General features: G+C 67.4%; 13 protein-coding genes. 7 read left to right on the top strand and 6 right to left on the bottom strand.

Translation table 11 applies throughout. The features are described from left to right. Nucleotides 1–119: 119 nt before the first annotated feature. From recX to ACV7NQ_RS29160, 4 genes are all read left to right on the top strand, one after another. Nucleotides 120–704 carry a recombination regulator RecX gene (recX, locus tag ACV7NQ_RS29145; protein WP_463362526.1) on the top strand — a complete coding sequence of 195 codons (585 nt, stop codon included), beginning with the start codon at nt 120–122 and terminating at the stop codon, nt 702–704. A gap of 160 nt (nt 705–864) precedes the next feature. Continuing rightward, complete coding sequence (locus tag ACV7NQ_RS29150; RefSeq protein WP_463362527.1) at nt 865–1,443, top strand: Chromate resistance protein ChrB; 579 nt, start codon at nt 865–867, stop codon at nt 1,441–1,443. Then, nucleotides 1,440–2,639, top strand: a complete 1,200-nt coding sequence (locus ACV7NQ_RS29155; protein ID WP_463362528.1) for an MFS transporter — start codon at nt 1,440–1,442, stop codon at nt 2,637–2,639. Before ACV7NQ_RS29150 ends, ACV7NQ_RS29155 begins: the two co-directional genes overlap by 4 nt. A 22-nt stretch (nt 2,640–2,661) precedes the next feature. Then, complete coding sequence (locus ACV7NQ_RS29160) at nt 2,662–3,276, top strand: phosphatase PAP2 family protein (RefSeq protein ID WP_463362529.1); 615 nt, start codon at nt 2,662–2,664, stop codon at nt 3,274–3,276. Nucleotides 3,277–3,530: 254 nt separating this feature from the next. On the opposite strand, the gene ACV7NQ_RS29165 is transcribed toward ACV7NQ_RS29160, so the two are convergent. The 5 genes from ACV7NQ_RS29165 to ACV7NQ_RS29185 form a co-directional block, all read right to left on the bottom strand. After that, a complete protein-coding gene (locus tag ACV7NQ_RS29165) occupies nt 3,531–4,427 on the bottom strand; it encodes an amino acid ABC transporter permease (RefSeq protein WP_463362530.1) in 897 nt (298 codons plus the stop codon). Further along, nucleotides 4,424–5,104: an amino acid ABC transporter permease gene (locus ACV7NQ_RS29170; protein ID WP_463362531.1), complete on the bottom strand. Its 681-nt coding sequence runs from the start codon at nt 5,102–5,104 to the stop codon at nt 4,424–4,426. Before ACV7NQ_RS29170 ends, ACV7NQ_RS29165 begins: the two co-directional genes overlap by 4 nt. 90 nt (nt 5,105–5,194) lie before the next feature. After that, nucleotides 5,195–6,031, bottom strand: coding sequence for a glutamate ABC transporter substrate-binding protein (locus ACV7NQ_RS29175; RefSeq protein ID WP_463362532.1), 837 nt, complete (start codon nt 6,029–6,031; stop codon nt 5,195–5,197). Nucleotides 6,032–6,080: 49 nt separating this feature from the next. Further along, nucleotides 6,081–6,809, bottom strand: coding sequence for an amino acid ABC transporter ATP-binding protein (locus ACV7NQ_RS29180; RefSeq protein ID WP_463365862.1), 729 nt, complete (start codon nt 6,807–6,809; stop codon nt 6,081–6,083). Between the two features lie 502 nt (nt 6,810–7,311). Continuing rightward, nucleotides 7,312–7,950 (bottom strand): HD domain-containing protein, encoded by a 639-nt coding sequence (locus ACV7NQ_RS29185; protein WP_463365863.1) that lies wholly within the window; start codon nt 7,948–7,950, stop codon nt 7,312–7,314. A gap of 118 nt (nt 7,951–8,068) precedes the next feature. On the opposite strand from ACV7NQ_RS29185, the gene ACV7NQ_RS29190 reads away from it, so the two are divergent. The 3 genes from ACV7NQ_RS29190 (at nt 8,069) to ACV7NQ_RS29200 (ending at nt 11,622) form a co-directional block, all read left to right on the top strand. Next, complete coding sequence (locus tag ACV7NQ_RS29190) at nt 8,069–9,064, top strand: GlxA family transcriptional regulator (protein ID WP_463362533.1); 996 nt, start codon at nt 8,069–8,071, stop codon at nt 9,062–9,064. Between the two features lie 75 nt (nt 9,065–9,139). After that, complete coding sequence (gene miaB / locus ACV7NQ_RS29195) at nt 9,140–10,675, top strand: tRNA (N6-isopentenyl adenosine(37)-C2)-methylthiotransferase MiaB (protein WP_463362534.1); 1,536 nt, start codon at nt 9,140–9,142, stop codon at nt 10,673–10,675. A 350-nt stretch (nt 10,676–11,025) separates the two neighbouring features. Continuing rightward, nucleotides 11,026–11,622 carry an Rv2732c family membrane protein gene (locus ACV7NQ_RS29200; RefSeq protein WP_463365864.1) on the top strand — a complete coding sequence of 199 codons (597 nt, stop codon included), beginning with the start codon at nt 11,026–11,028 and terminating at the stop codon, nt 11,620–11,622. Nucleotides 11,623–11,699: 77 nt separating this feature from the next. Here ACV7NQ_RS29200 and ACV7NQ_RS29205 read toward each other — a convergent pair whose 3' ends face one another. Next, nucleotides 11,700–13,091 (bottom strand): DUF349 domain-containing protein, encoded by a 1,392-nt coding sequence (locus tag ACV7NQ_RS29205; protein WP_463362535.1) that lies wholly within the window; start codon nt 13,089–13,091, stop codon nt 11,700–11,702. Nucleotides 13,092–13,179: the final 88 nt, after the last annotated feature.

The following is a 13,179-nucleotide window of genomic DNA, read 5'->3' on the forward strand; positions in this document are numbered from 1 at the left end:
CGGGCGCGCTCGAACCGCAGCGGGCGCGCTCGACCAGGTCCACATCGAGGCGTAGTCGATCGAAGACCACCCCATCGGGCGATTCTGATCGTTTGGGAAGCCGATGGGAGGCGGATCCGGTGGCGGCTGGATCCGAGTGGGGTCAGTCGGAGCCGAAACAGGCCGGTGCATGCCGGTCCTCGTCGGAACCACCCCTGCCGGGTGGGACGGTCGAGCAGGCCAAGGACGCATGTCTACGCCTGCTCGCCGTCCGCGCCCGAAGCCGGGCCGAACTCGCACAAGGCTTAGCGGCCAAGGGTTTCACCCCCGAGGTGACCGAGAACGCCCTCGACCGGCTTGCCGAAGTGGACCTCATCAACGATGCCGCCTTCGCCGAAGACTGGGTGCACGCCCGCCACACCTTCTCCGGCAAAGGCAAACAGGCACTGGCCCAAGAACTTCGCCGCAGGGGCGTCGCCCAATCCGACGCCGCCCCCGCCCTGGACGCAATCACCGCCGACGACGAAGAGCTCCGCGCCACCGAACTCGTCCGCCGCAAACTCCGCTCGATGCCCGTAAACCTGGACCGCGACAAGACAATCCGCCGCCTCGTCGGCATGCTCGCTCGCCGCGGCTACAACCAGTCCACCGCCTACCAGGTGGTTAAGGCGGAACTGGCGAGCCACGGCGCACCCTCCGAGGATCTCCCCGACTCGATCGACTAGCGGATCCCGGCAGGGCCCTGACACCGATCGCCCGGGTGCGTCGGCCGATACGTCTGGTCGATTCGTGTATCGGGAGGTCAACGGCCGGAGCGTTAGGTTTGCTCGCTTGCAGGTGACGAGTATATCCTCGCCGTTTGTAACACGTGATACATTCTTTGATGTGAATGATGGTGTTCAGCCGGTTCGATGGATTGTGCTGATCGTGCGGCTGCGCGCGGAGCCGACGCGGCACCGGGTCGCGGTGTGGCGGGAGCTGCGAAAGGTCGGGGCGCTGTCGTTGGGGCAGGGGGTATGGGCGGTGCCGGATGTGCCCGCATTCGCCGCTGGCCTCGGTCGGGCCTCGGTGCTGGTCGAGCGGGCCGACGGTGAGGTCATCGTGCTGCATGCCGCCGGGGCCAGCGCCGCGGATGGCGCCCGGTTCGAGGGGATGTTCACCGCGGCTCGTGAGGACGACTGGGCGGAGTTCCTTGCCGATTGCGGCAAGTATGAGGCCGAGTTGGACAAGGAGATTCGGCTCGGCAAGTTCACCCTCGCCGAACTCGAAGAAGAAGAGCAGAGCCTGGAGCGGCTGCGCCGCTGGCACCGCGACCTCAAGGCTCGCGATGTGTTCGGTGCCGCGAACGCCGCCGAAGCCGCCACGCGATTGCAGCACTGCGCGCAGCGGTTCGAGGACTACTCCGAGCAAGTCATCGATGCACTGCACGCGCCCGAACCGAGTCTGGGCGGCGACGCGTCATGACCGCCGCTGACCCGAGTCCGCCGCCATCGGCGCGCTGGCAGATGTGGCCGCTGTACGCGGCGGGATTCACCACCGCGTTCGGCGCGCACGGCATCGCCGCGAACCTCGGCGCCGAGACCGGAGATCTGCGTACTTCCCTGCTGTATCTCGGCGTGCTGCTCGCGTTGTACGACGGCGCGGAAGTGGTGCTCAAGCCGGTGTTCGGGACGCTGGCGGACCGGATAGGCGCTCGCCCGGTATTGCTCGGTGGCCTGATCGGATTCGCCGCCGCCTCCCTCGTCTTCGTGCTCGTCGACGATCCGGGCTGGTTGTGGCTGGCACGCCTCGGGCAGGGCGCCGCGGCGTCGGCGTTCTCACCCGCGGCCTCCGCACTGGTCGCCCGGATGAATCCGAAAGCCAAGCACGGCAAGGCATTCGGTACCTACGGGTTCTACAAGAGCATCGGCTACACCCTGGGCCCGCTGCTCGGCGGCGTGGTCGTGTGGATCGGCGGCCTCACGCTGCTGTTCGCGGTGCTGTCGGCGCTCGCCGCGGCGGTCGCGGTCTGGGCGGCGGTCTCGGTCCCCACGATCGCGCCACTGCCGCGCTCGCGGCAAACGCTGGTCGACCTGGCACGTCGACTCTCCGATCGCACCTTCCTGCGGCCCACCGCGGCACTGGCTTTCGCGACCGCCGCACTCTCGGTCGGCGTGGGATTCCTGCCTGTCTCCGGCGCCGCCGCCGGACTCGGCCCGGTGGCGACCGGAGCAGCGGTGTCGGTGCTGGCGGCGTGCGCGGCCCTGGTGCAGCCGAAAGCCGGTCGGGCACTCGACGCGGGCCGCCTCTCGGCGAACACCGGGGCCGCCGTCGGATTGGTTGTCACCGGTCTCGGTCTCGGCTGCGCGATGCTCCCCGGCCTGGTGGGTGTGCTGCTCGCCGCGGCCGGCATCGGCGTCGGCACGGGCCTCATCACACCGCTTGCCTTCGCGTCCCTGGCGAGCTCGACACCGGAGGACCGCATGGGCCAAACCATGGGCGCGGCCGAACTCGGCCGCGAACTGGGTGACGCGGGCGGCCCACTGCTGGTCGCCGGAGCCGCGGCCGCCGCGACCCTCACCGTCGGCTATGCGGTGCTTGCTGGTTTGACCCTCGCCGCACCCGCGGTGTTGACAGGAAATATGCGGCTCCGTCGATCGACCACCAGCCGTCGACGGTGACCGACGACGAGTAGGAGGCGGAATGGCAGTACCGGCACTGAGTTTGAGCGCATCGCAGATCGACGGGTCCTGGTTCACCGACGTCACCGAGTTCGCGCGCAACACGCGGTGGTTCAACACACCGATGGTTGACTACTCGAGTCTTGGGATGGTCCTGTTCGCGGCGTTCATAGTCGCCGCCTGGTGGATCGCTCGACGTGCGGACACGGTCACGATGTCCGCCGCGCTGGCCGTCCCGGTCGCGGCAGTCGTGGCCTATCTGGTCAACGACGGCATCAAATGGATTGTCGGCGAACAACGTCCCTGCTATCAGTACCCCCAGGCGTACTTGCTCGAGCAATGTCCGCCGATTACCGATACCGGCTTCCCGAGCAACCATGCCGCGGTAGTCGCGGCGATGGCGGCAGCGCTGTTCCTCGTCAATCGGCGACTTGCGGTCCTCGCCTCGGCCGCCGCGGCGATCATGGGCTTCTCTCGCGTCTACGTCGGCGCCCACTATCCCCACGACGCGTTCGTCGGCCTGCTCGTCGGCGCGATTGCCGGCACGGCCACCGCACTGATCGTGCGCAAATACGCGCCCCCGCTGGTGGATCGGTTCGCACAGGGGCGGCTACGTCCCTTGTTGACCGCAGGCTGACACTCGATGCGACCCCGCGCCGTCCCAAACCGCGGAGATGCCAGGCCTTGCAAAGGCGGTCGATCTCTCGGTTGGCGATGCTGAGAACGTCAGCTTCGAGAACCTTTGTGGCGAGCCCTCCAGGTGCCCACCACTTCGCTGAGCACCGGCTCGAATGACGGTGCGCTCGAGCGGATTACCGCGTCGAGCGCCCGCAACTCCGGCTCCCGACACCAACACGGGCCAGGGAGCCGGAGTCGCGGGCGCATCCAGGCTCACGACTTCTTCGTGAGATCCATCCCTGGTACGGCGTCGGTGAGAATCGAATCGGCCGCGACTACGTTGCCGCCCCTGGTCTTTCGCCCGCGCAGCCGCCGCTCCACCTTGGTCGCCACCAGCGTCAGCGCGCTGTTGAGCGCGATCATGACGAGCGCGATGACCATCAGCGACGGGACCGTGTTCTGTTGAGCCGCGCCGAGCTGCTGGCCCGATCGCACGATTTCGACGTAGGTGATCTGGTAGCCCAGCGCCGAATCCTTCAACGCGACAACCATTTGCGAGATCAGCGCGGGCAGCATGGCTGTGATCGCCTGCGGCAGCAGGATCAGCCGCATCAGCTGTCCCTTGCGCAGCCCCAGCGCGACCGAGGCCTCGGTCTGTCCCTTCGGCAGCGAATGGATACCGGCTCGTACGATCTCGGCGATGACCGACCCGTTGTAGATAGTCAGCGCGGTGACCACGGCGGCGAGCGCCAGCTGGTCCACCTGGAACAGCTTGTAGCCGGAGAAGACCGAGAACAGGAAGATCATCAGGATCAGCACCGGGATGGCCCTGGAGAGTTCGACGACCGCGCCCGCGACCCATCGCACCACCCGATGATCCGACAGCCGCAGGATGCCGAAGACCATGCCGACCACCAGCGCCAGCACGATCGACAGCAGCGCCGCGACCACGGTGCCCTTCAGGCCCGGCAGGAGATAGGTGGTCCAGACGTCCTTCTCCAGGAAGGGCTTCCACTTCTCCGCCGTGAACTGTCCCTTGTCGGCGAAGCCGCTGTACAGATACCAGAGCACACCGCCGACGGCGACGACCACCAGCACCGAGTAGATGTTGTAGCGGATGCGCGCACGGGTGCCCGGCGCGTCGAACAGGACCGAAGCACCTGAGCTCATCGGGCCACCTCGTATCGTTTGGCGAGCCAGCCGAACAGCAGGCCAGTCGGCAGAGTCAGGATCACGAAGCCGAACGCGAAGATCGCGCCGATGGCAATCGGCATAGCTTCGGACTCGACCATGCCCGCCATCAGCTGGGCGGCCTCGGCAACGCCGATCGCCGAGGCGATGGTCGAGTTCTTGGTCAGCGCGATGAGCACGCTGCCGAGCGGGGCGATGACCGAGCGAAATGCCTGCGGCAGCACCACGAGTCGCAGATTCTGCGAGAAGCTGAAGCCCAACGACCGGCCCGCCTCCGACTGACCCAACGGCACCGTGTTGATGCCCGAGCGCAGCGATTCACAGACGAACGCCGCCGTGTAGATGGTGAGTCCGGCGATCGCGAATCGGAAGTTGTTCTGTGCCACCGAATTCGGGCCCTCGCCAGCGAGTCGCCAGCCCATGGTCGTGTACAGACCGAGAGAGCAGAAAACGATGATCAGGGTCAGCGGGGTGTTGCGGAAGATAGTGACGTACGCGGTGCCGACCCAGCGGGCAACCGGTACCGGGGACACGCGCAACGCGGCGACGATGGTACCGAGAATCAACGCCGCGATACCCGACACAACGGTCAGCTGGATGGTGACCCAGAATGCCTCGAGGACTTGGTCGTGGTACCTAGAGATCAGGTCGAACACGGCGGACGCGTCCCTCCGATCGGTGTGGATTTACAGGGGAAACGGCGGGTGGCCCGATCCGGCAGATCCGGGCCACCCGCTGTGAAGAACTCAGTACCGATTCACCGTCGGCGGCGTCGGGGCCTGGTATCCGGATACGCCGACCGTCTGGTCGAACGCCTTCTTCCAGGAACCGTCGGCGATCATCGCCTCGATCGCGTCGTTGACCTTGTCGCGGAGTTCCTTATCGCCCTTCTTCAGGCCGATGCCATAGTTCTCCGTGGTGAACGGCTTACCTGTCACCTTGAACGCACCCGCACTCTGCGCGGCGTAGCCGGCCAGGATGATGTCGTCGGTGGTCACCGCGTCCCAGGACCCGCCCTTGAGGCCTTCGAGGCACAGGGAGTAGGTGTCGTTGGTCATGAGCTGGGTGTCGGGGAAGTTCTTCTCGATGTTCTGGGCAGGGGTGGAGCCCTTCACCGAGCAGACCTTCTTGCCCTTCAGATCGTCCGGGCCGTGGGTGTCGGTGTTGTCGGCGCGCACCAGCAGCGACTGGCCCGCGACGTAGTACGGACCGGCGAAGTCGACCTTCTCCTTGCGCTTATCGTTGATCGAGTAGGTGGCGACGATGTAGTCGACCTGTCCGTTCTCGATGAGCGTCTCGCGCTGCGCGGACGGGGCCTCCTTGAAGGTGATGTCCCCGGGCTTGACGCCCAGCTTGTCCGCCACGTACTTGGCGACCTCGACGTCGAAACCGCTGTAGGAGCCGTCCTTGTTGCGCAGGCCCAGGCCCGGCTGGTCGAACTTGATGCCGATGGTGAGTTTGCCCCCTTTGGCGTGATCCAGGGCGGACTTGCTGTCGCCTCCGCCGCAGGCGGCGACGGTCGCGGCGGTCAGCGCCAGGGCGATCGCCCCGACACCGACTCGAAGCGCACGGTTGATCCTCATCGAGATCCTTCCCTCATTTATGGTTTCGATGGCCGTGATTGTCAAATGGTCAGTGGCTCAATATTTTTCCGAGGAAATCCCTGGCGCGTGCGGACTTCGGCGCGGTGAAGAAGGTTTCCGGCTCGGCATCCTCGACCACCTGCCCGTCCGCCATGAACAGCACCCGGTTCCCGGCGCGACGGGCGAAACCCATTTCGTGGGTGACCACCAGCATGGTCATCCCTTCCTTGGCCAGCGACACCATCACCTCGAGTACCTCCTGGACCATTTCCGGGTCCAGCGCGGAGGTCGGCTCGTCGAACAGCATCACCTTCGGGTTCATCGCCAAGGCGCGGGCGATCGCCACGCGCTGCTGCTGGCCGCCCGACAGTTGCGCCGGGTACTTATCGGCCTGGTTGGCGATGCCGACCCGTTCGAGCAGTTCCATGGCCCGCGTGCGCGCTTCGTTCTTGGGCACCTTGCGAACCTTGAGCGGCGCGAGCATGACGTTCTCGACGATCGTCTTGTGCGCGAACAGGTTGAACGATTGGAAGACCATACCGACATCGGCGCGCAGCGCGGCCAGTGCGCGGCCCTCGGCGGGCAGCGGCACGCCGTCGATGGCGATATCGCCGGAGTCGATCGGCTCGAGTCGGTTGATGGTTCGGCACAGCGTCGACTTTCCGGATCCGGAGGGACCCAGAACGATGACGACCTGTCCCGGGGGGACTTCGAGGTTGATCTCGCGCAGCACATGCAACTCACCGAAGTGTTTTTCCACATTGCGCATCGAGATCATCGGCGCACCGGTGGTGGTGCCCTCATCCCCGGTCGTGGCGGCCCCGGTCGTGTCGGGCGCGGCAGCGGCGTCGGTCATGGTCAAAGACCTTAAGCGGAAATTCCGGATTTGCCCGATTTTCAGCGACACACCGTCCCGCCGCGCCGAAGCGATACGTGGATGTAACCTCAACAGGTGTCCCACGACACAGCCTCGCGCCCACCGGAGTGCAAGGCGCCCGCCAAGGCCGGCGGTGGCTCGAGGTTCCAGCGGCTCCCCGCCGGCATCACGTCGGGGCGTATGCGCCGGTGCGGGCGACGAGAGTCGCCGCGTCGTCGGGATCGAGGCGGACGATGACCGTGCGTTCGGCAGCCAGGACGTGACCGATCTCTTCTGTGACGGCGGCGAAGACCTCGGCCGGTGGCAGTCCGCGGGCGACCAGCGTAGCGGCGCGGTGCAGCGCTGCCTGTTCCTCGGCGAGCCGGCTGAATTGGGCAGCGCCAATGGCAATCAGGAACGGATTCTATTCCGGCCAGTCGGACTCCTCGATCACGTCCACGAAATCCGTCCGTTCGAAGCCGGGCACGAACCGTGCCAGCACGTCGGCTTTCACGTTCCCGAAGGTGGTCTGAGGCCGATCCACGATGCCGTCGGTGAACGCGGCGAGGATCCGCTTCTTGAAGTCCGGGCGCGGGTGCGCCGCGACGATGGAGTCGCGAGTTTCGCCAGGCAGGTCGGCATAACCGATCCCCAACACGTCGAGTTCCACGCCCGCGGTGACCAACGCGATCTCTGGCTGCATCCAATAGGGGATCTCGGGGGTGGTGTGCAGCGCGATCGCGGTCCACACCAGCCGCACCGACTCCTCCGGGATGTCGTGTCCGCGCAGGAACGCCGCGGCCTGCTCGGCGCCATCGATCTCGAATCTGCGGTCGGTGGTGCGGTATTTGTGGGTCAGCCCGAGATCGTGGAACATCGCTCCGATGTAGAGCAGTTCGGGATCGAAGTCGAGGCCGCGGCGACCGCCTTGCCACGCGCCGAAGAGGTAGACGCGGCGCGAGTGGTCATAGAGCAGGTCGTCGGTGACATCGCGGACCAGTTCGGTCGCGGCGGTGGCCAGACGGCTGTCGGGGATGACGATATCGGCGATGCGGTTCATGATGTCCTTCTCGGGTTCGAAGTTGTCACCTTCGAGTCTTGTTGCGGTCGATGCGCGGGGCCATGTACGCAGGGACAGGAATCCCTCGGATCCGGCCATGCGTGCCGACTAGGCTGGTGAGATGTCCGCCACGACGCGCCACATCGTGTTCCTGGCCTACGAAAACGTGCGGCAACTCGACATCGCTGGGCCACTCGAGGTCTTCGTGACCGCCTGTGACATGGGCGCGCCGTACCGCTGGTCGGTGTGCTCGACCGATGGTGCGGATGTGATGGCCGCGACGGGCCGCATGGCCGTCGACGGCCGGGTCGACAGCGGCGCGCTCGCACCGATCGACACGGTCGTGGTTCCCGGTTCCGCCGATCTTCCCCGCGACCGAATTCCGGACGGCCTGCTGACCGATATCGCCGAATTGGCTCCGCACGCCCGCCGGGTGGCCTCGGTGTGCACCGGCGCGTTCGCCTTGGCCCGGGCGGGTCTGCTGGACGGACGCCGGGCGACGACGCACTGGCGACAAGCCGGCCTGCTGGCTCGCCGCTATCCCGCCGTCCGCGTCGAACCGGACGCCATCCACGTGCGCGACGGGCACGTGCTGACGTCTGCGGGTGTGACCGCGGGCATCGATCTCGCGCTGGCGATGGTGGAGGAGGACATCGGCGCGGACCTCGCGCGCGAGGTGGCCCGCGATCTGGTGGTGTTCATGCAGCGACCCGGGGGACAGTCGCAATTCTCGGCGTCGCTGCGCGCACCCGCGGTGGGGCACGATCCGCTGCGCTCCGTGGTGGATGCCATCGCCGCGGATGCGTCGGCCGATCATTCGGCATCCGCGCTGGCCACCAGATCGGGCCTGAGCGTCAGGCACCTGAACCGTCTGTTCCGCGACCAACTCGGTGCGACACCCGCGGAATATGTCGAGTCCGTGCGCGTCGAAGCGGCGCAGGCACTGCTCGCGGACGGCGCGACGGTGACGGATACGGCGCTGCGCAGCGGTTTCGGTAGTGACGAGTCGCTGCGGCGGGCATTCGGGCGGCGGCTTGGCATCACGCCGTCGGCGTATCGAGCGCGATTCCGTACCACCGCTTACTCCGACAGCGACGCCGAAAGCCTGCTCTCCTAGGTATCGCGACGAAGTTCACCCGGATGCGCCGAACGCCGCCGATGCGGACAGCCTTACCCTGGACAGGTGAATTCGATGGGCCAGGTAGAGGGAGCAGTGCGCAGTTACGAGGTCCGCACTTTCGGCTGCCAGATGAATGTGCACGACTCTGAACGCTTGTCCGGTCTGCTGGAGGATGCGGGCTATGTGAAGGCCGTGGCGGGGGCGACGGCCGACCTAGTCGTTTTCAATACCTGCGCGGTCCGCGAGAACGCCGACAACAAGCTCTACGGCACCCTTGGTCACCTGGCGCCGATCAAGGCCGAGCAGCCCGGCATGCAGATCGCGGTCGGCGGCTGCCTGGCGCAGAAGGACCGCGACGTCGTGGTGCGCAAGGCGCCCTGGGTGGATGTGGTCTTCGGCACGCACAACCTCGGCTCGCTGCCGGTGCTGCTGGAGCGTGCGCGGCACAACGCCGAGGCGCAGGTGGAGATCTTGGAGTCGCTCGAGGCATTCCCGTCGACGCTGCCGGCCAGGAGGGAATCCGCGTACGCGGGCTGGGTGTCGATCTCGGTGGGCTGCAACAACACCTGCACCTTCTGCATCGTGCCGTCGTTGCGCGGCAAGGAGGTCGACCGTCGCCCCGGTGACGTGCTCGCCGAGGTGCAGGCGCTGGTCGACCAAGGCGTGCTGGAGGTGACGCTGCTCGGGCAGAACGTGAACTCCTACGGCGCCTCCTTCGCCGACCCGGATGAGACTCGCGACCGCGGCGCGTTCGCCAAGCTGCTGCGCGCCTGCGGACGGATCGACGGACTCGAGCGCGTGCGCTTCACCTCGCCGCATCCGGCCGAGTTCACCGACGACGTGATCGAGGCCATGGCCGAGACCCCGAACATCTGCCCGCAGCTGCACATGCCGCTGCAGTCCGGCTCGGATCGGGTGCTCAAGGCGATGCGCCGCTCCTACCGCAAGGCGCGCTATCTCGGCATCATCGAGAAGGTGCGCGCAGCCATGCCACACGCGGCGATCACCACCGATATCATCGTCGGCTTCCCGGGCGAAACCGAGGAGGACTTCCAGGAGACTCTGGACGTGGTCCGCCAGGCCCGCTTCACCAGCGCCTACACCTTCCAGTACTCCAAACGGCCCGGCACTCCCGCGGCCGATATGCCCGACCAGCTGCCCAAAGAGGTTGTCCAGGAACGCTACGACCGGCTCATCGCGCTGCAGGAGGAAGTCTGCCTGGACGCGAACCGTGAGCTGATCGGCACCGAGGTCGAATTGCTCGTCGCCGAGGGTGCGGGCAAGAAGAACGCCGCAACCGCGCGGATGAGTGGCCGGGCCCGCGACGGCCGCCTCGTGCACTTCCGCCCGCCCGTCACGGAATCCGGTAGCGCCGATACCATACGGCCCGGCGACGTCATCACCGTCGAGATCACCGGCGCCGCCCCGCACCACCTGATCGCCGACGGCCCGGTCTGCAGCCACCGCCGCACCCGCGCGGGCGACGCCCACGAGCGCGGCATCACCCCCAAGACCGAACCGATCGGTGTCGGGCTCGGCCTGCCCCGCATTGGCGCGCCGGCTCCGGAACCGGCCGCCGCGGGCTGCGCGACCGGCTGCGGCGCATGACCGGCGGGCCGGGCGAAGGAAGCGATATGGCGCGCGAAGCCGGGGGAGCGGAGCCCGCGTCCAGCCGCAATGGACAGGGCGAAGCGCACGTGGATCCGCCTGCGGCCGAGGGTGACTCGCGCTCCGCCGACGGTGGTGGGGTCGCGAATCAGTCGGAACACGGCGACGGCGCGGCGCATCCGAGTGGGTACCGAGAAGCCGCGGACGATGCGGCATCGAAGTCGGCCGGGCTTGATCCGACCGCAAGTACTACTTCGCGTAGTGGGTCGGTCGCCGGGGCCGCGGGTCGCGATGGCACAGTGGACCCCGGCAATGCCGACCATGACGACGCCGAACGAAACGAGGGCTCAATGAACTCGGTCGAGGGTAGCAAAGACTTCGAACAGTTCCATGACGATCTCGACGCTGTCGAGCGCCGCATGGCCGGTGAGATCGATCCCGGTGTGCGCGCGATGGTGGTCGCGGGTGCGGTGTTCGTGCTGCTGCTGTCGCTGGTGCTGCCGCACGCCGGGACCGCGCGCGGCTTCGACGTGCTGCTCGGCACCGACGCCGCGCGCTTCGAACACATCGGACTGCCCTCGCGCGTCTTCGTCTGGCTCGTCGTCGTCTTCGGCATCGGGTTCTCGCTGCTTGCCTTGATGACCCGCCGCTGGGTGCTGGCCTGGATCGCCGCCGCCGGTTCCGCCGTCGGCAGCGTGTTCGGCATCTTCTCCATCTGGCACCGGCAGACGCCGGGAGTGGGCGGCCCGGGCGGCGCCAACTACCACGGCGCGGGTCCCGGCATCGGACTGATCATCGGCGCGATCGCCGTCATCGTGCTGACCTTCCACTGGATTCGCGTCGTCTGGAGTCGCACCACCCTGCAGCTCGCCGCCGAGGAACAGCGCCGCATCGCCGCTGCCGCCGCCGAAGAACGCGACCGCCGCCGCTTCAAGGGCGAAAACTAAAGAGCCGCATACCTTCTGATCTCCCGTGCTTGGGGATCAAGAGGCACGCGGCTCCGGTCGAGAACGACGGCAGCGCGTCAGAGGTTGCTGACAGCACCCTCTGCGGCCTCGGCCCACTCGCGCCACTGTTTGGCCTGTTCCATGGCCTTCTCGGCGTCGCGCTCGTTGCCGGCAGCCGTCGCCTTGGCCGCCTGCTCCTCGAATTGCGCTACGCGCTCACGGAATTGGGCCGCCCTGGCCATGGCCTCGGGATCGGTGCGCCGCCACTGCGCGTCCACGGCGTCGCGGACCCGCTTTTCGATGGCGCGCAGCTTGCCTTCCAGTTCCTGGATGCGTTCGCGCGGCACCTTGCCGAGGGCGTCCCACTTGTCCTGCAACTCGCGCAGCGCAGCGCGGGCGGCGTCCAAGCCGTTGGCCGGATCGATGTGCTCGTAGTGGCGCAGCAGTTCTTCCTTGGCGGTGGCGTTGTGCTCGAACTCGGTGTCGCGTTCGGAGACCGCGGAATTGCGCGCGGCGAAGAACACGTCCTGCGCGCTCTTGAAGCGCCGCCACAGCGCCTCGTCGGCCTCGCGCGGCGCCCGGCCCGCAGCCTTCCACTCGGCGAGCAGGTCACGAAATACACCCGCGATGCCCACCCAGTCGGTGGAGCCGGACAGCTCCTCGGCGCGTACGCACAGTTCTTCCTTGCGGGTCTTCGCGGCCGAACGTTCCCGATCGAGCTCGGCGAAGTGCGCGCCGCGGCGGCGGTTGAATGCCTCGCGCGCCTTGGAGTACCGCTTCCACAGCGCATCGTCGACCTTGCGATCCACCCCGCGAATGGACTTCCACTCGTCGAGGATTTCGCGCAGCCGGTCGCCGGCGGCCTTCCACTGGGTGGATTCGGTGGCGATCTTCTCCGCCTCGGCGCAGAGCGTTTCCTTGCGCTCGGTGTGCTCGTGCCTGGCGCGTTCCTTCTCCTCTTTGGCGTGCGCGGCCGCCTCTTCGGAGTGTTCGGCGATGGCCGCCAGCCTGCGCGTCAGCCCGTCGATGTCGCCGATGACGGCGGCGGTGGGCAGCGATTCGGCGAGGGTGACCGCGGCTGCCTTGGTCTTGCGGGCATCGGCGCCTGCGGCCAGTCGGGCCTCGAGTAGCGCGACTTCGGTGGCCAGGTCGTCGAATCGGCGGCCGAAATGCGCCAAGCCCTCGGCGGCGTCACCGGCCTGCCAGGAGCCGACGATGCGTTCGCCGTCGGCGGTCTTCACCCAGGCGGTGCCGTCGTCGTCGACGCGGCCCCACGCGCTGGGATCACTCACGGTGGGCACGGCGACCGGGTGCGGATGCTGCTGGGCCGGGCCGGGCGTCGGCTTGACGGCGTGCGGCTTGGGATGTGCCTGCGCAGCGCCCGGTTTGGGGGCGCCGGGCTTGGGGACGTCCGAGGGTCGCGGTGTCATGCCGGGGGTGACTTTCGCGGTTCCGTTGCTGTCCGTCATTGCTCCTCGTCCCTGCCGCGCGTCACGGCTGCCTGGTTACGCCCTAGCTCATCCCATTGAACCCGGTTCGAGCCCTAGAAACCATCGA

It is taken from the genome of Nocardia sp. Tas62D01 (assembly GCF_055232035.1).

Coding starts and splice junctions, on each gene's coding strand:
- ACV7NQ_RS29175 (WP_463362532.1), bottom strand. CDS start 6,031: ATGAGGATCAACCGTGCGCTTCGAGTCGGTGTCGGGGCGATCGCCCTG.
- ACV7NQ_RS29200 (WP_463365864.1), top strand. CDS start 11,026: ATGAACTCGGTCGAGGGTAGCAAAGACTTCGAACAGTTCCATGACGAT.
- ACV7NQ_RS29160 (WP_463362529.1), top strand. CDS start 2,662: ATGGCAGTACCGGCACTGAGTTTGAGCGCATCGCAGATCGACGGGTCC.
- ACV7NQ_RS29155 (WP_463362528.1), top strand. CDS start 1,440: ATGACCGCCGCTGACCCGAGTCCGCCGCCATCGGCGCGCTGGCAGATG.
- ACV7NQ_RS29190 (WP_463362533.1), top strand. CDS start 8,069: ATGTCCGCCACGACGCGCCACATCGTGTTCCTGGCCTACGAAAACGTG.
- ACV7NQ_RS29205 (WP_463362535.1), bottom strand. CDS start 13,091: ATGACGGACAGCAACGGAACCGCGAAAGTCACCCCCGGCATGACACCG.
- miaB (WP_463362534.1), top strand. CDS start 9,140: ATGGGCCAGGTAGAGGGAGCAGTGCGCAGTTACGAGGTCCGCACTTTC.
- ACV7NQ_RS29180 (WP_463365862.1), bottom strand. CDS start 6,809: ATGATCTCGATGCGCAATGTGGAAAAACACTTCGGTGAGTTGCATGTG.
- ACV7NQ_RS29165 (WP_463362530.1), bottom strand. CDS start 4,427: ATGAGCTCAGGTGCTTCGGTCCTGTTCGACGCGCCGGGCACCCGTGCG.